Here is a 26,412-nt window from a genome sequence, read left to right as displayed (position 1 = left end):
CCGAGGAGCAGACATGGAACCGACCGTCCACGACGTCCCGGAGGCGTCGCGCTACGAGATCCGCGTCGCCGGCGAGCTCGCCGGTTTCGCCGAGTACCGGCTCCGGCCCGGCATCCTCGCGGCGACGCACACCGAGGTGGACCCCGCCTTCCAAGGACAGGGGCTGGCCGGCCGCCTCGTGCGCGAGATGCTCGCCGACGTCCGCGAACGGTCCCTGGCACTGCACCCGTACTGCCCGCTCGTGCACCGCACGATCCGCAAGGACCTCGTCTCCTACCTCGACCTGGTGCCCGCCGAGGACCGGGCACGCTTCCGCCTGCCCGCCACGGCCGAGGAGCCCGCGAGCGAGGAAGGCCCGCCCCCGCCCGCTCCGTGATCAGCGCTCGGCGACCACCGGCTCGCCCGACCCATCGCGATGCATGACCTCGGTGCCGCCCTGCCATACCCGCAGCGTGCGGTTCCGAGTGTCGAGCGGATCGCCCTCCCACAGCACCAGGTCCGCGTCCTTGCCCGTCTCGATCGAGCCGATCCGGTCGGCCACGCCGAGGACCTCGGCGGGGTGAAGGGTGATCGCGCGCAGGGCGTCGTCCGCATCCATGCCGTGCTTGACCGCGAGCGCCGCCTGGTGCACCAGGAACTCGATCGGCACCACCGGGTGATCGGTGATGATGGAGACCTTCACTCCGGCGGCGGTGAGCAGACCCGGCGCCTTCGGGGTGCGGTGGCGGACCTCCACCTTCGAGCGGGACACGATCAGCGGACCGTACAGCACCGGCACCCCGGCGGCTGCGATCTTGTCCGCGATCAGGTACGACTCGGTGCCGTGGTCCAGCACCAGGTCGTAGCCGAACTCCTCGGCGAGCCGCAGCGCGGTGGCGATGTCGTCGGCGCGGTGGGAGTGCTGACGCCACGGGATCTCGCGGCTGAGCACCCGGGCCAGCGCCTCGGAGACCAGGTCCGCATCGCGTTCGGCCTCGTCCTTCGCCCTCCAGGCGCGCGCCGTGGCGAAGGCCTTGCGGATGGTCAGGGCGACACCGAGGCGCGTCGACGGAGTCTGCGTGCGCTCGCCGTAGACGCGCTTGGGGTTCTCGCCGAGGGCGGCCTTCAGCCCGGACGGGCTGCGCAGCACCATGTCGTCGACCACCCGGCCATGGGTGTGGATCGCGACGGCCAGACCGCCGATCGGATTGCCGGAGCCGGGGTTGACGTTCACGGCGGTGACGCCGCCGATGATCGCGTCGTCGAACCCGATCTCGACGGGGTTGATCGCATCGATCGCGCGGGCGGCGGCCATCACCGGATCCGTCATCTCGTTGGTGTCCTGACCGGCCCATCCCTCGCCCTCCTCGTCGACCCCGAGGTGGACGTGGGCGTCGATGAAGCCCGGCAGCAGCCAGGCACCGTCCGCGTCGAAGACCTCGGCGCCCGCCGGGACGGCGACGTCCTCGCCGGCCGCCGTGATGCGGCCGTCCTCGACCAGGACGGTGCCGTCGAAGGCCGGCGCGGAGACGGGATGGACATGGGCGTTCGTGATGGCGGTGATCGTCATGCCAGGACACTCCGCCGACCGATCGGAAGAGTCAAGTCCGTGCGATGTCCGCGGGGCGGGGATGCCCCCGGATAGCCTGCTCGCATGGCGAAGAAGAGCAAGAAGGCAGAACAGAGGCCGACGGGGTTCTCGCTCGGTCCGAGCTGGGATGGGGACGTCACCGAGCTGGACCCTCGGGCGACCCCGGGGTTCGGCGGGAAGAAGGCCGACGGCAAGGAGCGCCTCGCTGCGCGCGCCGGTGACCTCGGCGAGCTCCAGGAGCGGCTCTACGCCGCTCACCACGACCAGGACGACGGACGCTCCGTCCTGCTGATCGTGCAGGGCATGGACACCTCCGGCAAGGGCGGCATCATGCGCCACGTGGTCGGCGACGTCGACCCGCAGGGCGTGGACATCACCGCGTTCACGGCGCCCACCCGGGCGGAGAAGCGCCACGACTTCCTGTGGCGGATCCGCAAGCACGCTCCCGAGCCCGGGATGATCGGCGTGTTCGACCGCTCCCAGTACGAGGACGTGCTGATCCACCGGGTCCACGGCTGGGCCGATGCGGCGGAGGTCCGCCGGCGCTGCACGGCGATCAACGCTTTCGAGCAGGAGCTCACCGACGCCGGGACCGTGATCGTCAAGGTCATGCTCCACATTTCCCGCCAGGAGCAGGGGGAGCGGCTGATGGAGCGTCTCGAGCGTCCCGACAAGCACTGGAAGTTCAGCCCCGGCGACGTGGACGAGCGCGCCCACTGGGACGCCTACATGGACGCGTACACGCGCGCGCTGCGGGCCACCTCGACCAAGAACGCGCCCTGGACCGTGGTCCCGGCCGACCGCAAGTGGTACGCCCGCCTCGCCGTGCAGCAGCTCCTGCTGGACGCCCTGAGAGGTATCGACCCCTCGTGGCCCGAGGCCGATGTCGACGTCGACGAACAGAAGGCGCGGTTGCGGGAGACGATGGGCTGAGCGCGGGGCGGGCGTCCGCCCGCGGGCGGGAGGGTCGAGACGCAGCCGCGCCTGACCTGTCGGGCGGCTCCCAGGAGTCGGCTTGTGCCGTTCAGGCGGGAGGGCGAAGATGGGGTCATGGCTTCCATCACCTTCCAGAATGACCCTGTCACCACCGTCGGCGAGCTGCCCGAGATCGGGGAGGCCCTGCCGGCCTTCGAGCTCGTCGGCCAGGACCTCGCCCCCGTCGCGAGCGCGGACCTCGCCGGCAAGCGCGTCGTGCTCAACATCTTCCCCTCGCTGGACACCGGCACCTGCGCGATGAGCGTGCGAAAGTTCAACGAGATGGCCGCCGGCCTCGAGAACACCGTCGTGGTGTGCGTCTCGAAGGACCTGCCCTTCGCCCAGGCGCGCTTCTGCGGGGCCGAGGGCCTCGAGAACGTGGTCACCGGCTCCGCCTTCCGCTCCACCTTCGGCGGCGACTACGGCGTGACGATGACCGACGGTCCCCTGGCCGGCCTGCTCTCCCGTGCGGTCGTCGTGACCGACGCGGACGGCACGATCGTCCACACCGAGCAGGTCGCCGAGATCGGGGAGGAGCCGGACTACGACGCCGCGACGGCTGCTCTGGCCTGATGGACGTGCTGTGAGGGACGAACGGCAGGAGATCAGGCAGGAGGGCGGAGTCCTGATGGACCTGCTGTGACCTCACCGTCCTGGGGCCCGGTCCGCATCTGGCGGGCCGGGCCCTGTCCTGCTCGCCGCGCGGGGGCCCGGACATCCCGCCGCCGATCCGTCGCCGACAGTAGGGTCAGCGATCGTGGAACCGCTCAACCTCATCGTCCTGCTCGTGATGGGCACCATCGCCGGTGCGATCAACGCGGCCGTGGGATCGGGGTCCTTGCTGACGCTCCCGGTGCTGATGGCCGTCGGCGTCCCGCCGGGCGTCGCGGTGCGCACCAACACGGTGGGGATGTTCTTCTCGACCCTCGGCTCCTGCCTCGGATACCGCCGGGAGATCGTCGCCGAGAAACAGCACCTGGCGCCCGTGACGGTCACGGCCACGGTCGGCGCGACGGCCGGGGCGCTCCTGCTCCTGGTCTCCCCGGCGGCGGCGCTCGACGTCGTCGTGCCGGTGCTCATCGTTCTCGCCCTGGCGATGGTCCTCTTCCAGAAGCGGCTCACCGCCGCGATCCGATCGGGACGAGAGCGTCGGGCGACGCAGCGGGAAGCGCGTCGGGAGGCGGGCCCGGAGACGAGTGCGGAGAAGGTCGCGGAGTCAGGCACGGAGAAGGCTGCGGGGACGGGAGCGGCCGGCCCGGGCCGCGATACGGGAGCGTCCGGGCAGTCCAGTCCGCTGCGCTCGCCGGCTCTGATCGGCTCCCTCGGGGCCGCCTCGGTCTACGGCGGGTACTTCACCGCCGCGCAGGGCGTGCTGTACCTGGGGATCCTCGGCATCTTCACCGGCCGTTCGATGGGTTCGGTCAACTCCATCAAGAACCTCATGAGCCTCGCGGTCAACCTCGCCGCCGCGGTCGTGTACGTGGTCGCGTTCTTCCTGTTCGACGCGGAGATCGTCTGGATCGGCAGCGCCGCGATCGCGCTCGGCGCGCTGCTGGGCGGCTTCTTCGGGGCACACCTGGCCAAGCGGATGCCGGAGTGGCTGCTGCGCGGCATCATCGTCGTGGTCGCCCTGGCCGCCCTGGTCGGCGAGGTGCTCTGAGGGGTGTTTCCGGCGGGACGTCCCGCCCCCGCGACCCGGTGCTCGTCCCGGCTCGGGTCTGTCGAGCGCGACCCGGGGAGCCCTTCCCTGTCTTCGAGCCGTCTCGTAGGTCGCACTCGATCGCGTCGACCGCCGGTTCGCGGCGCGAGCTCGACCATCGGGCGCGTGGGCGGACAGCCGGTCTCGAGCTCCCTCAGCGCAGGAACGGCAGGGTGTGGGCCAGGACCTCGTCGGGCGGGAACAAGGTGCCGCCGTGGTCGCGGCCCGGCAGCGGCACGAACTCCGCATCGGCCATCACCTCCGCCGCACGCTGCGAGTCCTCGAACCGGGGATGGTCCTCGGTGCCCGCCATCCACAGCGCCGGGACCGTGCTGGCGGCGAGTGTCGCGTCCGGGATGCCCGGGGTCTCGTCCGTGGCCTCCAGCAGGGCCGCGACCGCCCGATGGTCGGCGGCGAGGAACGCTGTGCGGGTCGCGCGGGCGCGCCGCGAGGTGACGTCCGGCCCGAGCCCCTGCCCCGCGCAGAACGCCTCCATGCCCCCCTCGCGCACCACGTCGATCACGTCCGGGAAGAACACCGAGTCCACCTGCCCCCGCTGCGGTGAGGCGGAGCCGCCGAGGCCGATCAGACGCCGGACGCGGCCGGGATGCTCGAGCGCCGCGCTCAGCGCGATCCGGGCGCCCAGCGAATAGCCCAGCAGTGCCGCGCGGTCGACGCCCGCGTCATCGAGCACGGCCAGCAGGTCGGCGACGAAGATCGCCTGGGTGTAGGCGGCCGGATCCTGCGGTGCGCCGGAACGGCCGTGGCCGCGCAGGTCGACCCGGATCACCCTGTGCTCGGCGGACAGCGGCTCGAGGTAGCCCAGCCCGCGCCAGATCGCGCGGGAGAGCACGGAGCCGTGCAGCAGCACCAGGGCGGGGCCGGTGCCGGTCACGTCGTAGCGCAGGTCGATGCCGTCGACGGGGGAGGGGATGAGTGGCACGGTGATCCTCGTTCAGTGCGTTCGGGGTGGAGCGCTCGCCGAACGTCGGTCCGGGAGCGCTCCCGGGGAGCGCCTCCGGGACGCCAGGGCGCAGCAGATCAGGGCGGCGGCGAGCAGGACTCCCAGGACGCCGGGTGCCAGCAGTGACTGCGGACCCTGCGCGGTGGTCGTCCATCCCACCGCCTGCAGTATGCCTGACCCGGCCAGGATGATCGTCGCCGGCAGCAGCACCTCGCGTCCCAGGGCGGGAATCAGCATCGGCTGTCCCGTCCACTGCGCGGCGACGGTCAGGCAGAGCGCCGGGATCGCGAGCATCGCCGGCACCAGCAGCGTGAGCGCGGCGCGGGCATGCCACCCCAGGACGTCCCCAGCCCTCGGCAGAGGGTGCTGCGAGAACGGCCCGATCTCGAGCGCCGACAGCGCGGGGTCGGCGCCGGCCCCGCATCGGGCCGTCGAGCACCGCAGGAGCAGGGTCCGGGCCGTGGATACGGCACCAGGTCGCGCCAGAGCCCCACGCACCCGGTGCCGGGACACGAGAAGGACGACCACCAGGGATGCTGGCGTCGCTCAGAGGCCGAAGCAGGTCTCGGCCGGGACGATCGGAGGGAACAGGGCCGAGGTGGAGCCGGCACGAGGATCCCCAGGGCGCCGCTCCAACACGCGGAGGACGGACCACGAAAGCGGCCGACGCCCGCCCGGTCCGCACGGGGCGGGCCGGACCGGCGCCGGCCGAGGATCTCAGGAGCTCAGCGGTCTCACAGGGCCGCGGAGATCTCCTCGAGGATGCGGTTGAAGGTGGCCGAGGGGCGCATCACCGCATCGGCCTTCGCATCGGAGGGACGGTAGTAGCCGCCGATATCGGCGGGGGAGCCCTGCACCGCCAGGAGCTCCTCGGCGATGGTCCGCTCCCCGTCGGTGAGCTCCTTCGCGATCGGTCCGAAAGCCTCCGCGAGCTCCGTGTCCTCGCTCTGCTGAGCGAGCTCCTGCGCCCAGTACAGGGCCAGGTAGAAGTGGCTGCCACGGTTGTCGATGCTGCCGAGCTTGCGCTGTGGGGGCTTGCCCTCGTTCAGCAGCGTCCCGGTGGCGCGGTCCAGCGCGTCGGCGAGCACGGCGGCGCGGGCGTTGTCCGCGGTGCGGGCGAGATGGCGCAGCGACTCGGCGAGCGCCAGGAACTCGCCGAGCGAGTCCCAGCGCAGGTAGTTCTCCTCGATCAGCTGCTGGACGTGCTTGGGGGCGGAGCCGCCCGCGCCGGTCTCGAACAGTCCGCCGCCGTTCATCAGCGGCACCACCGAGAGCATCTTGGCGCTGGTGCCCAGCTCCATGATCGGGAACAGATCGGTCAAGTAATCACGCAGCACGTTGCCGGTCACCGAGATCGTGTCCTCGCCGCGACGCACCCGCGCCAGCGTGTGCTTCGTGGCCTCGACGGGCGAGAGGATCTGGATGTCCAGCCCGTCCGTGTCCTGCTCGGCGAGGTAGGTGTTCACCTTCTCGATGAGGTTGCGGTCGTGGGCTCGGGACGCATCGAGCCAGAACACGGCGGGCATCCCGGACTCGCGCGAGCGGCGCACCGCCAGCTGGACCCAGTCTCGGATCGGGGCGTCCTTGGCCTGGCAGACGCGGAAGATGTCCCCGGGGGCCACGTCCTGGCTCATCAGGGCGGCGCCGGATCCGTCGCGCACCTCGACCCGGCCGTCGGCCGCGATCTCGAAGGTCTTGTCGTGGGAGCCGTACTCCTCGGCCTTCTGTGCCATCAGGCCGACGTTGGGCACGGTGCCCATGGTGGTGGGGTCGAAGGCGCCGTGCTTCTGGCAGTCCTCGACGGTGGCGGCGTAGACGCCAGCGTAGGAGGAGTCGGGGATCACCGCGAGGGTGTCCTGCTCGGCGTCGTCGGAGTTCCACATGTGCCCCGAGGTGCGGATCATCGCCGGCATGGAGGCGTCGATGATGACGTCGGAGGGCACGTGCAGATTGCTGATGCCCTTGTGGGAGTCGACCATCGCCAGATCCGGACCGTCGGCCAGGTCCTTGTCGATCACGGCCCGCACGCCGTCGCGGAGCTCGGCGTCGAACTCCTCGACCCCGGCGAGGATGCCGCCCAGGCCGTGGTTCGCGGACAGCCCTGCGGCCGCGAGCTGGTCGCCGAACTGGTCGAACAGGGTGGGGAACATGGCGCGGACGGCGTGGCCGAACAGGATCGGGTCCGAGACCTTCATCATCGTCGCCTTCAGGTGCACGGAGAAGAGCACTCCCTGCTCCTTGGCGGCGGCGACCTGCTCGCGCAGGAAAGCATCCAGGGCCTCCGCCCGCATCACCGTGGAGTCGACGACCTCACCGGCGAGGACAGGGATCGAGGGCTTCAGCACGGTCTCCGCGCCGTCGGATCCCACGTGCACGATCGACAGCGTGTCCTCGCCGCCGATGACCACGGACTGCTCATTGGAGCGGAAGTCGTCCGCGTCCATGGTCGCCACGGAGGTCTTGGAGTCCTTGGACCACTCGCCCATGCGGTGAGGGTGCGCCTTGGCGAAGTTCTTCACCGCGGCGGGGGCGCGACGGTCGGAGTTGCCCTCGCGCAGGACGGGGTTCACGGCCGAGCCCTTGACCGAGTCGTAGCGGGCGCGGACGTCCTTCTCCTCGTCGGACTCGGGGGACTCCGGGTAGTCCGGCAGGGCGACGCCCTGCTCCTGCAGTTCCGTGATCGCGGCCTTCAGCTGCGGCACGGAGGCGGAGATGTTGGGCAGCTTGATGATGTTGGCCTCGGGGGTCTTCGCCAGCTCGCCCAGCTCGGCCAGGGCGTCGGCTTCGCGCTGGTCCTCCGGCAGTAGATCGGAGAAGGCCGCGACGATGCGGCCGGCCAGGGAGATGTCCCGGGTGGTGACGTCGATCCCGGCGGTGTTCGAGAAGGCGTCGAGGATCGGCAGGAACGATGCGGTCGCCAGCATCGGTGCCTCGTCGGTATGGGTGTAGATGATGCGCGCCATGTGTCGCGGGGCTCCCTCGGGTCGGTGCAGCATGTGTCTTGACGTCAAGACTAATCGACGGCGGGCGCGGGCCCGCAGCATCGATGCGGATACCTCCACGGTACGTGACGAGACCCTCTCACCGCCCCGGCCGGCATCCCCGGCGGAACCTGCTCAGGACGGGGCATCCTCCTCGACGACCTCCACCGTCCAGGGATCCGAGAGCACGACATGGGTCGCCCCCTCGTCGTCGACCGTGACCGCGAAGCCGTGCGCCGTGTAATCGCCCGGATCCAGCGGGACGCGGGTGCAGGTCTCTCGGGTGGTCCAGGTGGACTCGGCGGTGGCCACGCCCTCCTCGCCGATCCACTGCAGGCCGACGGCCTGCGCATTGCGCGCCCCGGCGACCACGGTGCCGGTCGACGGGTTCGTCAGCACCACCCCCTGCAGCAGGGCGCGGGTGCCGAGGTCCGTCGAGGTGACGGTGACGCGGGCATCGACGGAGACGCCGACCTCCTCCTCGGGCACGAGCGTGGACACGCTGGACTCCTGCCGCGAGACGGTCACGCTCAGCCCGTCGCCGTCCCCGACGGATTCCAGGGGCGCGCGGCATGTCAGCGGGGTCAGATCCGCCGGGACCTCCCCGTCGGCGGCCTCCAGGGCACCGGGCACGGTCTCGAGCTCCCCGCCGACCACGTCGAGCATCACGTCGCGCGAGGAGCTCCAGCCGTCCTCTCCGGGGCCGGGCCCGTCGACCCGGCCCCCTCGCAGGGACAGCAGGTACTGGCCATCGGGCAGAGGGGCGTCCTCGCAGGTGCCCAGGGTCAGCTGCGCCGTCGCGGTCGACGGGGCAGCGCCCTCGCCCGGCACCTCCACCCTCTCGCGCACCACGATCGGGGGAGCCGGGGCGCCCTCGGTGCCGAGCGTCCCGTCGTACCCGTCGGACGGGGCGCCGCGGTGCGCGGGGTCCGCGGGGACGATCGTGGCGTCGGGTGCGAAGCCGCCGTACTCGTAGCCCTCCTCGAGGGCGAAGCCGCCGGCGACGGTGACGGTGCTGCCCTCGGCCCGCACGGACTCGGGGTTGAACACGCCCGGTTCCGGGGTGTAGGAGGGCGCCTCCTCACCCCCGCCGGGGGAGCAGAGCCAGGAGGGGTCCACGGGGACGGGCTCGGACTGTTCGACCTCGGCAGGGTCCGTGTCGGGTGCGGGAGCGGCCGACGTCGTCTCCTGGTCGCGGGGGAGGCCGTCGCAGGCGGCGAGGGTGAGCAGAAGGGCCGAGGCGGCCAGTGCGCGCCCGAGACGTCGCGCGCCGGAGGAGCGCGATGCCCGGTGGTGATCGTGCCCGGTCGCGGTGGGGGAGAGGGAGCGCGGCGAGGCGCGCAGGCCGCCGGTGTGCTGCCGCATGTCATCCCCCTCAGCATGATGGTCCCGGATCGTTCCGGGGCGTCCCCTGAGGCAGGAACGTACCGGAGTGCCCGCTCGCAGCGCCAGAAGCGTCGGAGCGCCAGCAGGGCCTCAGAACGCCAGCACGGCCTCGGTGCGCCGGTAGGGACTCAGAGCACCAGCACGGCCTCGGTGCGCCGGTAGGGACTCAGAGCACCAGCAGGGTCAGCGCCATGATCGCCATTCCCGCGATCAGGGAGTAGACCACCGCGTGGTGCTCACCGGTCTCCTCGGCCGCCGGCAGCAGCTCGTCCAGGGAGACGAACACCATCACTCCGGCCACCCCGGCCAGGATCGCGCCCATGGCACCGCCGTCGAGCAGCGGGGCCAGCAGCAGAAACCCGATCACCGCACCGACCGGCTCGGCCAGCCCCGTCATCGTCGCGAGCCAGAAGGCCTTCGCCCGGGACCCGGTCGCCCGGCGGACGGGAACCGCCACCGCGAGGCCCTCGGGGATGTTGTGCACGGCGATCGCCACCACCACGGGGATCGCGATCTCGGGGGCCTGCAGAGCGGCCACGAAGGTCGCGAAGCCCTCGGGCACGTTGTGCAGGGCCAGGGCGGCTGCGGTCACGGCCCCGGTGCGCAGCAGCCGCGCCCGCAGGGCCCGGTCCTCGGCCTGCTCGAGGGCATCGCGCACCTCGGCGTGACCCTCGCTGCCGGTCATGCGGCCGGCGAACTCGTGCGGGCTCACGGATTCCGGCACCAGGCGGTCCAGCACGGCGATCAGTGCGATGCCGATGAAGAAGGAGAGCACCGCCAGCGCCGTGCCGCGGGTGGTGACCGCCTCTGCGTCGGAGAGGATCTGCGCGCCCTGAGGCATGAGCTCGACGAAGGAGACGTAGAGCATCACCCCGGCCGACAGCCCGAGGCCGCCGCCGAGCACCTTGGGATTCGTGCCGCGACCGAGCACGCCGAGGGCGGCGCCGATACTGGTGGCACCACCGGCGAGGAGGGTGAGGAGGAAGGCGACGAGCACGGGACGACCCTAATCGTCGCGGCGACCGGGACCGTGAAGGACACCCTTCCGCGCCGTGGGCACGGCGTGCCGTGTCGGCGGTGCCCTTCTAGACTGACCCCATGCCCGAACCTGCCCCGTTCCTCGCTGTGACCGACCTGCGCTCGCGGACCCTGTCCTCCGCCGAGCTCGTCGCAGCGCTGCCTCGCGCGGAACTGGACGTCGAGGCCGCCGTGACCGCGGTGCGCCCCGTGGTCGACGACGTCGCGGCCAGGGGCGCAGCCGCCGTGCTCGACGCCTCCGAGCGTTTCGACGGGGTGCGCCCCGAGCACCTGCGGGTCCCGCAGGCCGAACTGCAGCGCGCGCTCGACGAGCTCGACCCGGCGATCCGGGGAGCGCTCGAGGAGTCCGCGGATCGCGTGCGGCGCGTGGACTCGGCGCAGGCGCGGCCGGAGGAGACGGTGGAGGTCGTCCCCGGCGGCACGGTCAGTCAGCGCTGGGTGCCGGTGCGCCGGGTGGGACTGTACGTCCCGGGCGGTCGCGCGGTGCTTCCCAGCTCCGTGGTGATGAACGTGGTGCCTGCCCAGGTCGCGGGCGTCGAACAGATCGTGCTCGCCTCCCCGCCGCAGAAGGAGTTCGGCGGGCTGCCGCACCCCACGATCCTGGCCGCCTGCGCTCTGCTCGGGGTGACCGAGGTGATCGCCGCCGGCGGCGCCCAGGCCATCGCCCTGCTGGCCCACGGCGCCGAGGACCTCGGCGCCGGCGCGTCGCTGGATCCGGTCGATCTGATCACCGGCCCGGGCAACGTGTACGTCGTTGCCGCCAAGCGCCTGGTGCGCGGGCGGGTCGGGATCGACGCCGAGGCCGGACCCACCGAGATCGCGATCCTCGCCGACGCCACCGCGGACCCCGCCTACGTCGCCGCCGACCTCATCTCCCAGGCCGAGCACGATCCGCTCGCCGCCAGTGTGCTGGTCACCGACGATCAGGCCCTCGCCCGTGCGGTCGAGACCGAGCTCGCCCGGCAGGTTCCCGCAGCCCGGCACCGCGACCGCATCGACGAGGCGCTGCGCGGAGAGCAGAGCGGCGTCGTGCTCGTCGCCGACCTCGACCAGGGCCTCGCGGTGGTCGATGCCTACGGCGCCGAGCACCTGGAGATCCAGACCGCCGGCGCCGCCGCCGTGGCCGCCCGGGTCACCAATGCCGGCGCGGTCTTCGTCGGCCCCCACAGCCCGGTGAGCCTGGGCGACTACGCCGCCGGCTCCAACCATGTGCTGCCCACCGGCGGAAGCTCGCGCTTCAACGGCGGCCTGGGCGTGCACAGCTTCCTGCGCGGCATCCACGTCGTCCACTACGACCAGGGCGCGCTGGCCGGCGCCCGCGAGGCCGCCACCACCCTCGCCACGGCGGAGGGCCTGCCCGCCCACGGCACCGCGATCGACGTCCGCTTCGACGACTGAGCCGCGGGCGGAGCCAGCAGCCGCGGGCGGCGAGATGGGGTCCCGGATCGTGACGGCCAACCGGTAGCCGTGGCGCGGAGCGACCGTGCCCCGGCTCGTGACGGTCCGTCGGGAGCGGTGGCGCGTGCCGTGTTCCCGGCTCGAGACGGCCACTCGGGAGCCGCGACACGCGCGCCCGTTCCACCGATTCGTCTCAGCACCGTGCTGGATCGGTGGAACGGACGGTGCCGCGCGGAGTGTCGGCAGTGTCGTCCGGTCGCCGGGTGAGGTTCAGCGGGAGGTGTCGCGTCCTGACGGAGGGAGGTCGGCCTCGGCCGGAACGCCCGCCTCGGTCTCGTCCGCCGCGGTCCCGCTCGATGCGGTCGTGTTCGACTCGTCGCCGTCGATCCCCGACGCCTCGGCCTGGTCGTTCCCCGCCGCCTTCGCATCGGCCCGGTGGATCTCCGCTGCCTCGGCGCCGGTGACGACCCGGGGCCGCGTCCGCTCTCCGCGCGTGAGGAACAGCGCGACCGCACGCCAGCCGAGCATCAGCACGGCGGTGACGATCGCGGTGGTGATGATGAAGGACACCTCGGTGCCGTAGGAGAAGAGGGTACGGATCGCCATGGAGGCCGCCAGCGTGATCGCCCACACGAACACGCCGTGGGGCCAGATCCGGAACGGCGCGTTCCAGGCGCGGATCGCGAGATGTCCCAGCAGCACGCCGACGGCGAAAGGCCACCCCACCAGAATGATGTTCTGCGAGGTCAGCGGCGTGCCGTGCTGCAGGAAACCGATCGTGACGAAGAGGATGACGACCAGCAGGTCGCCGACCAGGGCACCCAGGGAACGGAACATCGCCCCAGGCTATCTCCGGCACCTGGCCCGCCCTCCCAGCGGGGGCCGGAGCTGTGAAGGGTGCCACGTCCGTCGCGGAGGTCGGGCTCCGGGTCGTCTGGACCGTGGGCGGGAGAGGTGTCGGGGCCGCGCCCGAACTACGATGGGCACCATGCCCGACAGCTCTGCTCCGACCACGGCCCCTGCCGCGCTGCCCGTGCCGCGCGACGGCATCGTGGGCGCCGCCCCGTACGGCGCCCCGCAGCTCGAGGTCGAGCATGCGCTCAACGTCAACGAGAACCCTTACGGGCCCTCCCCGGAGCTCGCCGCGGCGATCGGCAGCGCGGCCGCGGAGGCGGCCGTCGGCCTGAACCGCTACCCGGACCGGGAGGCCCTCGACCTGCGCGCCGACCTCGGGGACTACCTCGCCGCCGAGTCCGACGTCCCGGCCCCCGCCCCCGAGGCGGTGTGGGCCGCCAACGGCTCCAACGAGATCATGCACCAGCTGCTGCTGGCCTACGGCGGCCCCGGCCGCACCGCGCTGGGATTCACCCCCCATTACTCCATGTATCCCGAGTACGCGCGCGACACCTACACCGACTGGGTCACCGCAGAGCGGGGCCCGGCCCCCGAGTTCGCTCTGACCGTGCAGGACGTCACCGCGGCGATCGCTGCGCACCGCCCGAACATCGTGGTCCTGACCAGCCCGAACAACCCCACCGGAACCGCGCTCACGCTCGACGTCGTCGAGGCCGCCGCAGACGCCTTGGCGGAGACCCGCAGCCTGCTGGTGGTCGACGAGGCCTACAGCGAATTCCGCCGCGACGGCGTGCCCAGCGCGCTGACGCTGCTGGATGCGCATCCGAACCTCGTGGTCACCCGCACCATGTCCAAGGCCTTCGCCCTGGCCGGAGCACGGCTGGGCTACCTGGTGGCCGACCCGGCTGTCGTCGACACCGTGCGTGTCGTGCGTCTGCCCTACCACCTCTCGGCCGTGACCCAGGCCGTCGCCCGCACGGCGCTCGCGCATCGCGAGGAACTGCTGGGGAAGGTCGCGCTGCTGCGGACCGAGCGCGACGCCCTGGCCGCGCACCTGACCGGGCGCGGCCACGCGGTCGCGCCGTCCGACGCGAACTTCATCCTGCTGCGCACCTTCGCCGACCGGGACGCCGTGTTCGAGGCCCTCCTCGAGCGCAGCGTGCTCGTCCGGGCCGTCGGCCCCGACGGCTGGCTGCGTGTGTCCGTGGGCACGCCCGAGAACAACGCCGCATTCCGCACTGCCCTCGAGGAGGCCGACCCCCGATGACCGATCCCGCTTCCGCCGCCGCCCGTCCGTCCCGCCGCGCCAGCATCGCCCGCACCACCCGGGAGTCCTCCGTCGAGGTCACCCTGGACGTCGACGGCACCGGCCAGGTGGACATCTCCACCTCCGTGCCGTTCTTCGACCACATGCTCACGGCACTGGGCACCCACGCCCGCTTCGACCTGAAAGTGTCGGCGACAGGTGATACGCATATCGATGCGCACCACACCGTCGAGGACACCGCGATCGTGCTCGGCCAGGCGCTGCGCGAAGCGCTGGGCGACAAGAGGGGCATCGCCCGCTTCGGCGACGCCATGGTGCCCCTGGACGAGTCCCTCGCCCAGGCCGTGGTCGACCTCTCCGGCCGCCCCTACTGCGTGCACTCCGGCGAGAGCGAGGCGCAGGCCCTGCACCTCATCGGCGGGCACTTCACCGGCTCCCTGACCCGTCACGTCTTCGAGTCGTTCGCCCACCACGCCGCGATCTGCCTGCACATCCGCCTGCTCGACGGGCGCGACCCCCACCACGTCGTCGAGGCGCAGTTCAAGGCCCTCGCCCGCGCGCTGCGCGCCGCGTGCGCCGTCGACGACCGTGTCCTGGACGTGCCCTCCACGAAGGGAGCGCTGTGAGCACCGCCGACCCCCGCGACCCGCACGAGGGTTCCCACGACGAGCCTGCCGACGGGCAGGACCCCACCTCGTCCGGCCCGCCGGCCGACGACATCGACGCCGAGTTCGCCCGCCTCACCGAGGGGCTCTCCTTCGACGACGCTCCGCTGACCGTCGAGGACGTGCTCTCCGACGGGACCGAGGACGACCAGGAGCCCACGATGGCCGTGGTCGCGACCTCTGTCGCCTCGGCCACGGCGCTCGCCGGGGCGATCCGGTTGGGCCGCGAGGCCCGCACCGACGGGATCGACATCCCCGCCGGCAGCCGCACTCTCGACACCCGGACCGGCGCGATCGCCGTCGGCGCGCTGGCAGAGACCGCTGCCCATGACCTCGCGGCGATCGCCTCGGCCGCTCTGCAGCGCAACGGCATCGTGCTGTTCTGGCGCCGCGGCGACCGCATGACCGCCACCCGCTACCGCAACGGCCAGCGCGGCGAGGACATCTCGCCCGCCATCGTCCTCGGCGCGGTCGACGACGTCGTCGAGGAGCTGCTGCTCGGCGCGACGGACCTCGGCGAGCTCGACGAGGGCATCGACCCCGCGACGATCACCCGGGCCGAGGCGCTGTCGTGGATCGCGGGCAAGGGCAAGAAGAAGTGAGTGCGCAGTCCGCCGCCCGCGTGGTGGTCCTGGACCACGGCTCGGGCAACGTCCGCTCCGTGGTGCGTGCCCTCGAGGCCGCCGGCGCCGAGGTCGAGCTGTCCGCGGACCGGGAGCACGCCCTGGCCGCCGACGGCCTCGTGGTCCCCGGCGTCGGGGCCTACGCCGCCACCATCGAGCAGGTCCGGGCCGTGGGCGGGGACCGGATCATCGAGCGCCGCCTGGCAGGAGCCCGGCCCGTCCTCGGCATCTGCGTCGGTCTGCAGATCCTGTTCGACGCAGGCACCGAGCACGGCACGCGCAGCACGGGACTCGGTCAGTGGCCCGGCGAGGTCACCGGGCTCCAGGCATCCGTCGTGCCCCACATGGGCTGGAACACCGTGGAGGCCCCGACGGGGACGCGATTGTTCGCGGGCATCGAGGCCGAGCGCTTCTACTTCGTCCACTCCTATGCGGCCCGCTCCTGGCAGATGGAGCAGATCGGTTCTCTCTCCGCACCCCTGGTGACCTGGGCCGAGCACGATGGCGACCGCTTCGTCGCCGCCGTCGAGAACTCGGCGCTGACGGCGACCCAGTTCCACCCCGAGAAGTCCGGGAAGGCCGGGGCGGCGCTGCTGGCGAACTGGCTGCGCACCCTGCCCCGCCGAGATGCCGCCGACGCAGACCGGACGGCCCCGGCGACGGACGCGGCCGCAACGGCCGCATCGTCGGCACCGTCCGGTGCGACGGACGCGGCCGCATCGGCCACGAGCCCCGAAGGACGCCCCCGATGATCTACGCCTTCCTGCTGCTGTTCGCCGGGGGCATGGTCCTCGGCGGCGCCTGGTCCTTCTATCGCTCGAAGAAACCTTGGTGGGCCGTCGTCGCCATGGCGCTGGCGGGCCTGGCCTGCATCGGCGCGTCGCTCTGGAGGATCCAGAGCGGCTGAGACCGTCGGCCGCCCACGGACCACGGGGCTCGCCGGCCACCCCCACCCGGACCTCGCACTCCGATCCCGCCTGACCTCACGATCCCCACCTGACCTCACGATCCCCACCGGAGACCTCGGTCCCACCGCCGGCATCGACCCCGACACACCCCGCCGCCAGGAGGCACCCCATGACCGCTCCCGTGCTCGAGCTGCTCCCCGCCGTCGACGTGCAGTCCGGCCAGGCCGTCCGCCTGGTCCAGGGCGAGGCAGGATCCGAGACCGCCTACGGCGCGCCGCTGGAGGCCGCTCTCGCCTTCCAGGACGGGGGCGCGAGCTGGCTGCACCTGGTCGACCTCGACGCCGCCTTCGGTCGCGGTTCCAACGCCGCTCTGCTGGCCGAGGTGGTCGCCGCCGTCGACATGAACGTCGAGCTCTCCGGCGGCATACGTGACGACGAGTCCCTCGCGGCCGCGCTGGCCACCGGCTGCCGACGGGTCAACCTCGGTACCGCAGCCCTGGAGAACCCCGAGTGGACCGCGGAGATCATCGCCGAGCACGGTGACCGGATCGCCGTCGGGCTCGACGTGCGCGGCACCACGCTCGCCGCCCGCGGCTGGACCCGCGAGGGCGGCGACCTCTGGGAAACCCTGGAGCGCCTGGACGAAGCCGGCTGCCAGCGCTACGTCGTCACCGACGTCGCCAAGGACGGCACCCTGCGCGGGCCCAACGTCGACCTGCTGCGCGAGGTCTGCTCCCGCACCGACGCCGCGGTCGTCGCCTCCGGCGGGATCTCCTCGCTGGAGGACCTCGCCGTGCTGCGCGAGCTGGTGCCCGCAGGTGTCGAGGGCGCGATCGTCGGTAAGGCCTTGTACGCGCAGGCCTTCACGATGGGCGAGGCGCTGGACGTCGCGGGGCGGGCGTGAGCGAGGAGCCCGATCGCAGCGGGCGCGCCGAGCAGGCGCACCGCTCGCTGCCCGCCCACTTCCGCGAGAAGTCGCCGCTGACCGACACCGCCGGCGTGCCCTGGGCCGGACGCGACTACACCGTCAGCCCCTTCCCGGACGACGACGGCTCCGCCCCGCCGGAGCTCGCCCGGGCTCTCCGCGACCACCGGATGGGCGCGGATCCGCACCGGCAGGCACTGGTGACCGCGCTCGCCGCGAACCGGGTGCTGGTGCCGATCATGGCGGTCGCCACCGACACCGGAACCACCGCGCACGGACTGACCGGAGACAACGGCGCCGACATGGCGATGGTCTCGATCACCGCATCCGACGGGTCCATGGTGCTGCCGATCTTCTCGTCGGTCGCGCAGCTGGCGGCCTGGCGGACCGACGCCCGCCCCGTACCGGTGGTGGCTGCGCAGGCGGCGCAGGCCGCCGTGCAGGAGGGTTGCACCGCTTTGCTGGTCGATGCCGCGTCCGGACGTCACGCGGCGGGCCGCGACACGGCAGGGCAGCGCCACGAGGGACAGGGCGCAGCGGGCGAGGGCCGTGACGACGTGGCCGGCGAGAGCGGACCGATCCTGCTGCCCCGATCGGTGCTGTGGGCTCTCGCGCAGGGCAGGGAATGGATCCCACCCCATCTGGATCCCGATCTCGCCGCAGCGCTGGACCGTCTGGCCGAGGCGACGGATCACGTCTTCGAGCTCACCGCACGAGCCGGGGAGCGCAGCGAGGTCGACCTCCACCTGAGGCTGCGCCCAGGGCTGACCAAGGACCAGGTCCGAGCCGTGGTCGACGAGGTCTCCACCCGGCTCGGCGCCGATGCGCTGGTCGCCGAACGCATCAGCTCCCTGCGCCTCGTGCTGGGGACCTGAGCCGCTCGCTCGGGAGACGAGGGCCGGTCAGGCGACGAGGGCCGGCCTGGCGATCTGTCCGGTCCGGTGACCTGTCCGGTCAGGAGACTCGCCCGGTGTACTTCTCGCCCGGGGCCTGACCGGGATCGTCCGGGAACGGCAGCGCCTCGGCGAAGGCCAGCTGCAGGGACCGCAGCCCATCGCGCAGCGACCGCGCGTGCTCGTTGCCGATCTCGGGGGCCGCGGCGGTCACCAGCCCGGCCAGCGAGGTGATCAGCTTCCGTGCCTCGGCGAGGTCCTGGTACTGACCGGTCTCCTCGTCCTCCGCCAGGCCCACCTTCACCGCGGCGGCGCTCATCAGGTGCACGCAGGCTGAGGTGATGATCTCGACCGCGGCGACCTCGGAGATGTCTCGCAGCGCCTCGTCGGCCTCATCGTTCTGCTCGGCGAGATCGTGGACGTGGTTCTCGTTCATGGAATTCCTTCGTGCTCGGGGTGCGCGGTCACCGGCGGTGGCCGCGGCGGGAACTGAGGCGGGCTGTGGTGTGTCGGCCGGTCGAGGCGGGGTCAGCCGCCCAGGGGGAGGACGCCGGCACCGACCGCGGCGTTCTCGCTGAAGTCGAGCTCCAGCTCCGTCGGCTCGGCGCCGATGGGGACGTCGTAGACGAGATGGAAGGTGCCGCTCTCGCCCGGGGCGATCTTGCCGAACGCCACGCTCTCGGCGACGTACTTCCCGGAGGCCTCGGAATCGGCCTCGTGGGTCTTCCCGTCCGCGGTGCGCAGCGTTTCGCGCCCGTCGATCGAGACGGAGGAGTCCGAATCGTTGGTCACCTCGACGGTGACGACGACGAACTCGCCCTCGGGCTCCTGCGCGCCCGACCCGGGACCGCCGACTTCGCGCACGCCGCTCTCGGTGCTCACCTCCCGGACCGTCACGTCGGCGATCGCGACCTCGCCGCCGGCGCCGGGCTCCTCCGCCGTGGCCGCAGGGGACGCCGCGTCGGAGGAGTCCGGGCTCAGAGCGCGATAGACGATGATGCTGCCACCGATCGCGACCACCAGGACCAGCACCGCGACAACGGCCACGGAGATGATCACCGCCGGTCGCCACCGCGAGGGCTGCTCCGGGTCGGTCTTCGGCGCGGGGCGACGGTTCGGCCGCGCCGGACGTGGCGGAGGGGTCGGGAAGCCGTCGGGCACCGGGCGCAGCACGGCACGGGGCGCGGTGCCCGGCCGCAGGCCGGTCTCGGGATGCAGCTCGGACGCCGGGGGCGTCGCGGATCCGGGATCCGTGCCGGCTGCGTCGACGGGGTGTGCCGGGCCACCGGAGCCTGCGGGACCACCGGGGCCTGCCGGACCGTCAGGGACTGCGGTGTCATCGGCCGCGCCTGCGTCCGGTGCGCCATAGTCGTACTCCGGCGCGGAGCGGGGCTGCTCGGAGCAGGGCTGCTCGCCGCCTTGCTGTCGTGGGCCGGGCGGGGTGCGGGGCGACGTCCCGTCTCCGGCAGGGTCCGGCGCATCGGCCGACGAGGGGGACGCTCCGCTGGGCGGATCAGGCTCCTCGCCAGCGCCTCGGTCGATACCCACCCGAACTCCTCACCGGTCGCCGCTCGTGGACGCGACGCACATCACCTGGACTGCGCGGACGCTCCTGCTAGGATAGACGACTGGAACAGGTCGAAACCCTCGTCACGTCGTTCCTCAAGTGGAGTCCCTTCCCACCTTGCAGCAACCCGCTCACGTCCTTCGGGCCGGAGCGAACAGCCGCCGGGTCAGTATCGCAGCCGGGCCAGCGCGCCCGGACATCGGGCCGTACGGTCCGGTCGGCGCTCCGGCGCCCTGCACCTTGGGGCCTCCGCATGAAGCGGGGGCCTTCGTCGTGTCCGACTCGAACCAAGGTGAGGAGCCAACATCAGCGAACAGCGCATCAACGGTCAGATCAGGGTCCCCAAGGTCCTGCTGGTCGGGCCCGCCGGCGAACAGGTCGGCGAGGTCCGTGTCGAGGACGCCCTGCGTCTCGCCGCGGAAGCAGATCTCGACCTCGTCGAGGTCGCACCCGGCGCGAACCCGCCGGTCGCCCGCCTGATGGATTACGGCAAGTACAAGTACGAAGCCAACCTGAAGGCCCGTGAGTCGCGGAAGAACCAGGCGAACACGGTCCAGAAGGAAATCCGTATGGGCCTGAAGATCGACACCCATGACTATGAGACCAAGCGCCGCAATGTTGAGAAGTTCCTTGACGGCGGCGACAAGGTCAAGGTCATCATCCGCTTCCGCGGGCGCGAGCAGTCCCGTCCCGAGCGGGGTGTGAAGCTGCTGGGCCGCATGGCCGAGGACGTCGCCGAGTACGGCTTCGTCGAGTCCCATCCGCGGCAGGACGGCCGCAACATGGTGATGGTCTTCGGGCCTCACAAGAAGAAGGCCCAGGCCATGGCCGAGGCCCGCAAGCGCAAGACCGACGCCGAGAAGGCCGCCGCCCGGCAGAAGGACTCCTCGTCCGACTCCGCGGCCGACGCCGACACCGGCTCCGCGTCCTGAACGTACGAAGGAGAACAGGCACATGCCGAAGAACAAGACCCATTCCGGGACCAAGAAGCGCGTCCGCGTGACCGGCTCGGGCAAGCTCATGCGTGAGAAGGCGAACGCTCGCCACCTGCTGGAGCACAAGTCCTCCACCCGCAAGCGCCGTCTCGGCAGCGACACGAATGTCGACAAGGCCGACGTCAAGCGCATGAAGAAGCTGCTGGGCCGCTGATCGCCCACGCGGGAGCACGACTTCCGCGCCCTGAACTTACGATCGAAGGAGTATCACGTGGCACGCGTGAAGCGGGCGGTCAACGCCCATAAGAAGCGTCGGGAAATCCTTGAGCAGGCCAGCGGCTACCGCGGTCAGCGCTCGCGTCTGTACCGCAAGGCGAAGGAGCAGGTGTTGCACTCGCAGACCTACAACTTCCGCGACCGCAAGAAGCGCAAGGGCAACTTCCGCCAGCTCTGGATCCAGCGCATCAACGCGGCATCCCGCGCCAACGGTCTGACCTACAACCGCCTCATCCAGGGCCTCGGCCTGGCCGGCGTCGAGGTGGACCGTCGCATGCTCGCCGAGCTCGCGGTCAACGATGCTCCGGCATTCGCCGCCCTGGTCGAGGTCGCGAAGAACGCCCTCCCCAAGGACGTCAACGCGCCGGCAGCCTGACATCGCGCATCATCACGCGATGACCGAGCGCCCGGATCAGCCCCCGATCACCTCCCCCCGCTCCGAGCGGGTGCGGACGGTGGCGGCGCTGACCGGGCGCTCTGCGCGTCGCAAGCAGAACCGGTTCCGCGTCGAGGGTCCGCAGGCGGTCCGTTCCCTGCTCACCCACCGGCCCGACCTGGCGCTCGAGCTGTTCACCACCGCTCGCGCCGCGACCGGCCATCCCGATCTCCCCGGCCTCGCGGCCGATGCGGGCGTCGCCGTGCACGAGGTCGAGGACCGCATCCTGCGCGCCATGGTCCGCGAGACCGCACCGGACGCCGATGCCCCCGACGCAGATCCACCCGGGGCCGAAGCGCCCGACGGCGCCGGGGCGCTGGTCAGCCCCCAGGGTGTGCTCGCGGTCGGGACCCTTCCGGCCCCGGATCCCGCCGGGGCCGTCTCCGCGATCGGTGACGTCGCCGCGGGCCGGCCCGCGACGGTGGTCGTGCTGCACGAGGTGCGCGACCCCGGCAATGTCGGGACCCTGATCCGCACCGCCGACGCCGCAGGCGCCGATCTCGTGGTGCTCACCCGCACCAGCGCCGACCCCTACGCCCCCAAGGCCGTCCGCGCCTCCGTGGGCAGCCTGTTCCACCTCCCGGTGATCACCGGCGCCGAGAGCGCCGAGCTGATGACGGCCCTCGCCGCCTCGAACATCACCGCGGCCGCCACCAGCGGCTACGCACGGACCGAGCTGTTCGCCGCCGACCTGCCAGAGCGGATCGCCTGGATCCTGGGCAACGAGGCCCATGGCCTGGACGAGGACACCCTGGCCGCGGCCCCGCTGGCGGTGCGCATCCCGCTCGCCGGCCGCGCCGAGTCCCTGAACGTCCACACCGCGGCGACGGTCTGCCTCTTCGAGACGATGCGGCGACGACGGGCGGGAGCATGAACTCCCGCGTCCTGCGGATCGCCGCGCTCGCCGTCCCCGCACTGCTCGTCCTGACCGTCGCCAGCGCCCTGGTCGGGCTCTTCGCCACCGGGGCCGCTGAACCCGCCACCCTCGTCCCTGCCTCGCCGCTGGTCACCTGGGGGATGCCCGTCGTGCGCGCCCTGCACCATCTGGGCCTGCTGTGCGCCGTGGGCGCGGGCGGGACCGCCGTGCTGCTGCTGCCGGGCCCCGGCCGACGTGATGCGACCGCCCTGGACCCGGTGCGGCGCCGCACGGTTCGCCTCGGCGCGGCCGGCGCCCTGTTGTGGGCCGTGGCCTCCGTGACGCTGATCCCGCTGGGCGGGCTCGAGGCCGCCGGGGCCGATTCCGGACTGGACATCTGGCAGATCGCTCTGAACGGGGACCTCGGCCGGACCCAGCTGACCATCGCCGTCCTCGCGGCGCTGACCGCCCTCGCCTACGCGCTCGCCCGATCCACCGTCCTGGCCTGCTGGGGACTGGCCTTCGCCGGCCTCGGCGTGGCCGCCCTGGGCCTCGCCGGCCACGCCGGGGCGAGCCTGGACCACGTCAATGCCGTCAACGCGATGGTGCTGCATCTGGTCGCCGTCTCGGTCTGGGCCGGTGGGCTGTTGGTGATCGGCCTGATCGCGCCGTGGCTCGACGACGAGCGGTTGACGACGACGGTGCGCCGCTTCTCGCCGTGGGCCTTGGCCGCGGTCGCCTCCCTCGCGATCAGCGGTCTGGTCAGCGCCTCGATCCGCATGTCCGCCTGGGGCGAGCTGCTGAGCACCGACTACGGCCGCGTGGTGCTGGTCAAGGCGATCGGACTGGTGACCCTGGCCTGCCTCGGCTCCGTCCAGCGGCGCCGACTGGGGGAGCGGCTGCGCTTCCGCCACCTGGCCGCGACCGAGGGCGTGGTGATGGCCGTGGTGATCGGGGCCTCGATCGCGCTGGGCCGGTCGGCACCCCCGGTGCCGCAGGAGATTCCCGCCGAGGGTGATCTGACGATCCTGTCGCTGGTCGGCTACATGCCTCCGGAGCAGGAGTTCGGCCCCGCCACGATGTTCACGCTGTTCCAGCCCGACTGGATCGCGCTGCTGATCGCAGGGTCCTTGGCCGTGCTGTACGTGAGCGGGGTGGTGCGCCTGGCGCGTCGCGGCGATTCGTGGCCGTGGCATCGCACGCTCGCCTTCGTGATGGGCTGCGTGGCCCTCGCGTGGGTGACGAATGGGGGAGTGGCCGCCTGGGGTCGGTTCCGCTTCGACGCCCACATGGTCCAGCACATGGCGATGATGATGATCGCGCCGCCGCTGTGGGTGCTCGGCGGACCTGTCACGCTGCTCTCCCGCGCCGTCGCGCCGCGGACCGACGGGTCCCGCGGGATCCGCGAATGGGTGCTCGCAGCGCTGCACTCGCGGTACTCCCAGCTCGTCGCCAACCCGCCGGTGGCCGGGCTGATCTTCGCCGGGTCGCTGGTGATCTTCTACTTCTCGCCGCTGTTCGAGGCGGCGATGTACACGCACGTCGGACATGTGCTGATGACGGTGCACTTCTTGGCCTCGGGCTATCTGTTCGCCTGGGTGCTGATCGGCGTGGATCCGTCCACCAGGACCATCAACCCGATCCTGAAGCTGATCACCCTGCTGGTCACTCTCGCCTTCCATGCCTTCTTCGGAGTCGCGCTGGTCTCCGCGACCTGGCTGATCGCCCCGGACTGGTACGGGGCGCTGGGGATGTACACGACCGACCAGCTCGCGCTGATCCAGGAACGCGGGGCCACGATCATGTGGGCCGTCTCGGAGATCCCCACCTTCTTCTACGCGATCCTGATGGCCACGATGTGGATGAAGTCCGAGGATCGTCGGGCCCGCCAGTTCGACCGCAAGGCGGAGCGCGACGGCGGAGCGGAGCTCGCGGCGTACAACGCGTACCTCGCGAGCCTGCGAGGGGACGCGCCGCCGCCGACGGCACCGTCGGTGGCCGCGTCAGTCGTGGGTCATTCGGCAGCGGCGTCAGGCACCGATCCGTCGGCGGCGTCAGACGCCGACGGCTCGGAAGGTCTGGGGGAGGCCGCACCGGGGACTGCGGGCCGCGAGTCCGGGGCACCCGATCCTGGTGCGATGTCGGATCCTGAGGCAGCGGGGCCGGGAGCACCGAGCCCGGCGACCGCCAGGACGGGTGCGCCTCGGGGCGAGGCGGGACAGGACGTGCCGCAGCTCCGTGACCAGCGTACGAAGGATGTGTCCGAGCCTCCCGCGTGATCTGTGCGGCAGTCGGCGTGGAGCCGGGCCCCGCAACCCGGTCGACCGGGCTGCGGGAATGGCTCAGAAAGGCGGGGGCGGCCCGGGCGGGTGCAGGTCTCCGTCGCGGCCGACCCACCATCCGTTCTCCCCGTCCGGCCCGGTGACCACGTCCCCCGGGGACAGTCCTCGTTCCTGGACCTCACGCCGTCGTCGCGTGCTCTCTGCGCGCATCGCCCGCGAGGCCTCGAACTGCTCCCAGGCAGCGGTCATCTCGGCCACGACCTGCTCGGTGGCGAGGTCACGGCCGTCCTCCTGCATCGTCATGAGCATGCCGGAGACATCCCACCAGGTCTTCCCGGTGAGGTCGTCACGGACCGGATTCAGCAGACCGAGAGTCTTCAACCGGTGGTGCTCGCGGCAGAGCTCGTGCAGGTTGGCCACGTCGGTCCGTCCGCCGGAGGCGGGGTCCTCGTGGTCGAACTCCTCGATGTGATCCGCCTCGGCCAGCCACGAAGTGGGCCGGTTGCACCCGGGGACCGCGCAGGTGGGGTGACGCAACCGGAGATACTCCAGCTGCTCGGCCGTCGGGCGGTAGCGATCTGCGGCCAGGGGCAGGAAGCGGCCCGTGGTCGGGTCGGTCAGGACCCGGTACCAGGTGTCCTCGCGGCCGGCCAGGTCGCGTGCCATGTCCGCGGGGATCGGGGTGGTGCCGTCGAGCGTGCCGGGCGCATCGGATTCCCCGAGCAGCGTCAGGAACGGCACCGTCACCGTCATGCGGAACCGGGCGGCCGGCACCTCGATCCCGTCGGTGTCGAGCCACGCACCCAACAGGACCGAGTACCGGGTGGCGGTGAGGCTCGGCACCTGGCCGGTGCTCTCGATCATGCCGTCGGGATCAGAGGGGATCGATGCGCCGTCCTCGAGCGCGGCCAGCTGGGCGTTCTTCACGGCATGAGCGGCCTGGTCGAGACGGCGACTGAGATCCAGCACTTCGGGGATCGGGCCGATGATGCGCAGGCAACCGGTGCCGTCGGGCCGGGGCGGATCCAGGACCACGCGGCGACGAGCCTCGGGCGTCGCGTGCTCGGGAAGCTCGCTGTGCGCGGTCGCGGCCGTGATCAGGTGGCCGAGGCGGCGGGAGAAGGCTTCGGGGCTCACGGCGAGGTCCGCGTGCGCGAGCGCAACATCCACCCCGCGCACGGCATCGTCCTCGAGGTCGCCTGTGCGCTCGATCAGCGTCGAGAACCACGCGGCCGGGAAGTCGCCCTCGGCCAACCGCTCGAGGCAGAGGGGGAGCAGGGCACCGATGCGATGGGACTCGCGGATCGTGCGGGCCGCCTGCACCCTCGTGCAGCGCAGGGCGAGGGAGACGTGCAGTTCCTCCATGGCCGCGGCGTCCTTGTCGAGCTCGGGACCCAGCGGATCCTGCGAGGCCTCGATGACGACGCGGTACCGCACGGCGAGGCGGCGGGAGTCCTGCCGACCGCTGTCCCACAGCTCGGCCAGCTTCTGCCCGATCCGCGGGGAGCTCGTGAGCCCGGCCCGCCGAACGGCGTCGCGAGAGATCGCGCCGCGACGCCGTGTCCGGGCCGAAGCCTGCCTCGTCGCTGCGGCCGCCTCGGGGCTGGGAGGTGCGAGCAGGAACGGTGCCGCGCTGTCGTCGAACTCGCCCATCGCCTCTCGCCTCCTCGCGCTCTGCGGCGGGAACTCTGCTCCCGCCGGATCATCGAATGTGTGACCTATTCTACAGAGGAGGGTGTGACGAACGAAGGGGTGTGGACAACCTTGAACCGGAGGTGGCCTGCGACGATTCAGTCTCGAACAGGGAGATGATTTACGGTGCCGGGTGCCGGGTGCCGGGTGCCGGGTGCCGGGTGCCGGGTGCCGGGTGCCGGGTGCCGGGTGCCGGGTGCCGGGTGCCGGGTGTCAGGTGC

General features: G+C 72.0%; 27 protein-coding genes. 17 read left to right on the top strand and 10 right to left on the bottom strand.

Annotated features, from left to right (window positions below; translation table 11 throughout):
• The first annotated feature begins 13 nt into the window (after window positions 1-13).
• Window positions 14-376, top strand: a complete 363-nt coding sequence (locus BH708_RS07310; RefSeq protein WP_076807771.1) for a GNAT family N-acetyltransferase — start codon at window positions 14-16, stop codon at window positions 374-376.
• Here BH708_RS07310 and BH708_RS07305 read toward each other — a convergent pair whose 3' ends face one another.
• Entirely contained in the window at window positions 377-1,549 is a 1,173-nt protein-coding gene (locus BH708_RS07305; protein ID WP_076807769.1) for an amidohydrolase, read from the bottom strand.
• Between the two features lie 84 nt (window positions 1,550-1,633).
• Here BH708_RS07305 and BH708_RS07300 point away from each other — a divergent pair, with 84 nt between their 5' ends.
• The 3 genes from BH708_RS07300 (at window position 1,634) to BH708_RS07290 (ending at window position 4,205) form a co-directional block, all read left to right on the top strand.
• Window positions 1,634-2,503 (top strand): PPK2 family polyphosphate kinase, encoded by an 870-nt coding sequence (locus tag BH708_RS07300; protein ID WP_076807767.1) that lies wholly within the window; start codon window positions 1,634-1,636, stop codon window positions 2,501-2,503.
• Window positions 2,504-2,620: 117 nt separating this feature from the next.
• The gene (gene tpx, locus BH708_RS07295) at window positions 2,621-3,118 is read left to right on the top strand and encodes a thiol peroxidase (protein ID WP_076810926.1); all 498 of its coding nucleotides are present in this window, start codon (window positions 2,621-2,623) and stop codon (window positions 3,116-3,118) included.
• A gap of 184 nt (window positions 3,119-3,302) precedes the next feature.
• Window positions 3,303-4,205 carry a sulfite exporter TauE/SafE family protein gene (locus tag BH708_RS07290; protein ID WP_076807766.1) on the top strand — a complete coding sequence of 301 codons (903 nt, stop codon included), beginning with the start codon at window positions 3,303-3,305 and terminating at the stop codon, window positions 4,203-4,205.
• Between the two features lie 193 nt (window positions 4,206-4,398).
• On the opposite strand, the gene BH708_RS07285 is transcribed toward BH708_RS07290, so the two are convergent.
• From BH708_RS07285 to zupT, 5 genes are all read right to left on the bottom strand, one after another.
• Complete coding sequence (locus BH708_RS07285) at window positions 4,399-5,187, bottom strand: alpha/beta fold hydrolase (RefSeq protein ID WP_076807764.1); 789 nt, start codon at window positions 5,185-5,187, stop codon at window positions 4,399-4,401.
• A gap of 12 nt (window positions 5,188-5,199) precedes the next feature.
• Window positions 5,200-5,502 carry a hypothetical protein gene (locus BH708_RS19780; protein ID WP_157235800.1) on the bottom strand — a complete coding sequence of 101 codons (303 nt, stop codon included), beginning with the start codon at window positions 5,500-5,502 and terminating at the stop codon, window positions 5,200-5,202.
• Between the two features lie 440 nt (window positions 5,503-5,942).
• Window positions 5,943-8,171 (bottom strand): NADP-dependent isocitrate dehydrogenase, encoded by a 2,229-nt coding sequence (locus tag BH708_RS07275; protein ID WP_076807761.1) that lies wholly within the window; start codon window positions 8,169-8,171, stop codon window positions 5,943-5,945.
• 153 nt (window positions 8,172-8,324) lie between these two features.
• A complete protein-coding gene (locus tag BH708_RS07270) occupies window positions 8,325-9,554 on the bottom strand; it encodes a hypothetical protein (RefSeq protein ID WP_253705505.1) in 1,230 nt (409 codons plus the stop codon).
• Between the two features lie 187 nt (window positions 9,555-9,741).
• The gene (zupT, locus tag BH708_RS07265) at window positions 9,742-10,572 is read right to left on the bottom strand and encodes a zinc transporter ZupT (protein ID WP_076807759.1); all 831 of its coding nucleotides are present in this window, start codon (window positions 10,570-10,572) and stop codon (window positions 9,742-9,744) included.
• A 101-nt stretch (window positions 10,573-10,673) separates the two neighbouring features.
• On the opposite strand from zupT, the gene hisD reads away from it, so the two are divergent.
• A complete protein-coding gene (gene hisD, locus BH708_RS07260; RefSeq protein WP_076807758.1) occupies window positions 10,674-12,011 on the top strand; it encodes a histidinol dehydrogenase in 1,338 nt (445 codons plus the stop codon).
• Window positions 12,012-12,281: 270 nt separating this feature from the next.
• Here hisD and BH708_RS20305 read toward each other — a convergent pair whose 3' ends face one another.
• On the bottom strand, window positions 12,282-12,848 hold the full coding sequence (locus BH708_RS20305; protein ID WP_253705504.1) for a DUF3054 domain-containing protein: 567 nt from the start codon (window positions 12,846-12,848) through the stop codon (window positions 12,282-12,284).
• 151 nt (window positions 12,849-12,999) lie between these two features.
• Here BH708_RS20305 and BH708_RS07250 point away from each other — a divergent pair, with 151 nt between their 5' ends.
• From BH708_RS07250 to BH708_RS07225, 7 genes are all read left to right on the top strand, one after another.
• The gene (locus tag BH708_RS07250) at window positions 13,000-14,133 is read left to right on the top strand and encodes a histidinol-phosphate transaminase (protein WP_076810923.1); all 1,134 of its coding nucleotides are present in this window, start codon (window positions 13,000-13,002) and stop codon (window positions 14,131-14,133) included.
• Window positions 14,130-14,759, top strand: a complete 630-nt coding sequence (hisB, locus tag BH708_RS07245; protein ID WP_076807756.1) for an imidazoleglycerol-phosphate dehydratase HisB — start codon at window positions 14,130-14,132, stop codon at window positions 14,757-14,759. The genes BH708_RS07250 and hisB overlap by 4 nt, the downstream gene beginning before the upstream one ends.
• Window positions 14,756-15,400 (top strand): hypothetical protein, encoded by a 645-nt coding sequence (locus BH708_RS07240; RefSeq protein WP_076807754.1) that lies wholly within the window; start codon window positions 14,756-14,758, stop codon window positions 15,398-15,400. The genes hisB and BH708_RS07240 overlap by 4 nt, the downstream gene beginning before the upstream one ends.
• Window positions 15,397-16,173, top strand: a complete 777-nt coding sequence (gene hisH / locus BH708_RS07235) for an imidazole glycerol phosphate synthase subunit HisH (protein WP_076807753.1) — start codon at window positions 15,397-15,399, stop codon at window positions 16,171-16,173. Before BH708_RS07240 ends, hisH begins: the two co-directional genes overlap by 4 nt.
• The gene (locus tag BH708_RS20000) at window positions 16,170-16,328 is read left to right on the top strand and encodes a hypothetical protein (RefSeq protein ID WP_172805746.1); all 159 of its coding nucleotides are present in this window, start codon (window positions 16,170-16,172) and stop codon (window positions 16,326-16,328) included. Before hisH ends, BH708_RS20000 begins: the two co-directional genes overlap by 4 nt.
• A 170-nt stretch (window positions 16,329-16,498) precedes the next feature.
• Window positions 16,499-17,233, top strand: coding sequence for a bifunctional 1-(5-phosphoribosyl)-5-((5-phosphoribosylamino)methylideneamino)imidazole-4-carboxamide isomerase/phosphoribosylanthranilate isomerase PriA (gene priA, locus BH708_RS07230; RefSeq protein ID WP_076807751.1), 735 nt, complete (start codon window positions 16,499-16,501; stop codon window positions 17,231-17,233).
• A complete protein-coding gene (locus tag BH708_RS07225) occupies window positions 17,230-18,129 on the top strand; it encodes an SseB family protein (protein WP_076807749.1) in 900 nt (299 codons plus the stop codon). The genes priA and BH708_RS07225 overlap by 4 nt, the downstream gene beginning before the upstream one ends.
• 79 nt (window positions 18,130-18,208) lie before the next feature.
• On the opposite strand, the gene BH708_RS07220 is transcribed toward BH708_RS07225, so the two are convergent.
• Entirely contained in the window at window positions 18,209-18,583 is a 375-nt protein-coding gene (locus BH708_RS07220) for a DUF1844 domain-containing protein (RefSeq protein WP_076807748.1), read from the bottom strand.
• 92 nt (window positions 18,584-18,675) lie between these two features.
• Window positions 18,676-19,206, bottom strand: a complete 531-nt coding sequence (locus BH708_RS19995) for a DUF4352 domain-containing protein (protein WP_076807746.1) — start codon at window positions 19,204-19,206, stop codon at window positions 18,676-18,678.
• 813 nt (window positions 19,207-20,019) lie between these two features.
• Between BH708_RS19995 and infC the strand changes: the two genes are divergently transcribed.
• From infC to BH708_RS07185, 5 genes are read left to right on the top strand one after another with little or no spacing between them, the layout of a single operon-like run.
• Window positions 20,020-20,646 carry a translation initiation factor IF-3 gene (gene infC, locus BH708_RS07205; RefSeq protein ID WP_076807743.1) on the top strand — a complete coding sequence of 209 codons (627 nt, stop codon included), beginning with the start codon at window positions 20,020-20,022 and terminating at the stop codon, window positions 20,644-20,646.
• A 22-nt stretch (window positions 20,647-20,668) separates the two neighbouring features.
• Entirely contained in the window at window positions 20,669-20,863 is a 195-nt protein-coding gene (gene rpmI / locus BH708_RS07200; RefSeq protein WP_076807741.1) for a 50S ribosomal protein L35, read from the top strand.
• Window positions 20,864-20,920: 57 nt separating this feature from the next.
• Complete coding sequence (gene rplT / locus BH708_RS07195) at window positions 20,921-21,301, top strand: 50S ribosomal protein L20 (RefSeq protein WP_076807739.1); 381 nt, start codon at window positions 20,921-20,923, stop codon at window positions 21,299-21,301.
• 19 nt (window positions 21,302-21,320) lie between these two features.
• Window positions 21,321-22,235: an RNA methyltransferase gene (locus BH708_RS07190; protein WP_076807738.1), complete on the top strand. Its 915-nt coding sequence runs from the start codon at window positions 21,321-21,323 to the stop codon at window positions 22,233-22,235.
• Window positions 22,232-24,496 (top strand): cytochrome c oxidase assembly protein, encoded by a 2,265-nt coding sequence (locus BH708_RS07185; RefSeq protein ID WP_083713356.1) that lies wholly within the window; start codon window positions 22,232-22,234, stop codon window positions 24,494-24,496. The genes BH708_RS07190 and BH708_RS07185 overlap by 4 nt, the downstream gene beginning before the upstream one ends.
• A gap of 63 nt (window positions 24,497-24,559) precedes the next feature.
• Here BH708_RS07185 and BH708_RS07180 read toward each other — a convergent pair whose 3' ends face one another.
• Entirely contained in the window at window positions 24,560-26,152 is a 1,593-nt protein-coding gene (locus tag BH708_RS07180) for an HNH endonuclease signature motif containing protein (RefSeq protein ID WP_076807736.1), read from the bottom strand.
• Between the last annotated feature and the right edge of the window lie 260 nt (window positions 26,153-26,412).

Origin of the sequence: Brachybacterium sp. P6-10-X1, from assembly GCF_001969445.1 — a bacterium.
Taxonomy (GTDB): Bacteria; Actinomycetota; Actinomycetes; order Actinomycetales; family Dermabacteraceae; genus Brachybacterium.
The sequence above is the reverse complement of the archived record's forward strand: the minus strand, read 5'-3'. Positions and strand labels throughout refer to the sequence as shown.

Excerpts from the sequence above, each read along its gene's own strand:
- BH708_RS07180 (WP_076807736.1), bottom strand. The coding sequence starts at position 26,152 with ATGGGCGAGTTCGACGACAGCGCGGCACCGTTCCTGCTCGCACCTCCC.
- hisB (WP_076807756.1), top strand. The coding sequence starts at position 14,130 with ATGACCGATCCCGCTTCCGCCGCCGCCCGTCCGTCCCGCCGCGCCAGC.
- tpx (WP_076810926.1), top strand. The coding sequence starts at position 2,621 with ATGGCTTCCATCACCTTCCAGAATGACCCTGTCACCACCGTCGGCGAG.
- BH708_RS07190 (WP_076807738.1), top strand. The coding sequence starts at position 21,321 with ATGACCGAGCGCCCGGATCAGCCCCCGATCACCTCCCCCCGCTCCGAG.
- BH708_RS07310 (WP_076807771.1), top strand. The coding sequence starts at position 14 with ATGGAACCGACCGTCCACGACGTCCCGGAGGCGTCGCGCTACGAGATC.
- BH708_RS07220 (WP_076807748.1), bottom strand. The coding sequence starts at position 18,583 with ATGAACGAGAACCACGTCCACGATCTCGCCGAGCAGAACGATGAGGCC.
- BH708_RS07305 (WP_076807769.1), bottom strand. The coding sequence starts at position 1,549 with ATGACGATCACCGCCATCACGAACGCCCATGTCCATCCCGTCTCCGCG.
- BH708_RS19780 (WP_157235800.1), bottom strand. The coding sequence starts at position 5,502 with ATGCTCGCGATCCCGGCGCTCTGCCTGACCGTCGCCGCGCAGTGGACG.
- hisD (WP_076807758.1), top strand. The coding sequence starts at position 10,674 with ATGCCCGAACCTGCCCCGTTCCTCGCTGTGACCGACCTGCGCTCGCGG.
- BH708_RS20305 (WP_253705504.1), bottom strand. The coding sequence starts at position 12,848 with ATGTTCCGTTCCCTGGGTGCCCTGGTCGGCGACCTGCTGGTCGTCATC.
- BH708_RS07300 (WP_076807767.1), top strand. The coding sequence starts at position 1,634 with ATGGCGAAGAAGAGCAAGAAGGCAGAACAGAGGCCGACGGGGTTCTCG.
- BH708_RS07270 (WP_253705505.1), bottom strand. The coding sequence starts at position 9,554 with ATGCGGCAGCACACCGGCGGCCTGCGCGCCTCGCCGCGCTCCCTCTCC.
- BH708_RS07275 (WP_076807761.1), bottom strand. The coding sequence starts at position 8,171 with ATGGCGCGCATCATCTACACCCATACCGACGAGGCACCGATGCTGGCG.
- BH708_RS20000 (WP_172805746.1), top strand. The coding sequence starts at position 16,170 with ATGATCTACGCCTTCCTGCTGCTGTTCGCCGGGGGCATGGTCCTCGGC.
- BH708_RS07185 (WP_083713356.1), top strand. The coding sequence starts at position 22,232 with ATGAACTCCCGCGTCCTGCGGATCGCCGCGCTCGCCGTCCCCGCACTG.
- priA (WP_076807751.1), top strand. The coding sequence starts at position 16,499 with ATGACCGCTCCCGTGCTCGAGCTGCTCCCCGCCGTCGACGTGCAGTCC.
- rpmI (WP_076807741.1), top strand. The coding sequence starts at position 20,669 with ATGCCGAAGAACAAGACCCATTCCGGGACCAAGAAGCGCGTCCGCGTG.
- BH708_RS07250 (WP_076810923.1), top strand. The coding sequence starts at position 13,000 with ATGCCCGACAGCTCTGCTCCGACCACGGCCCCTGCCGCGCTGCCCGTG.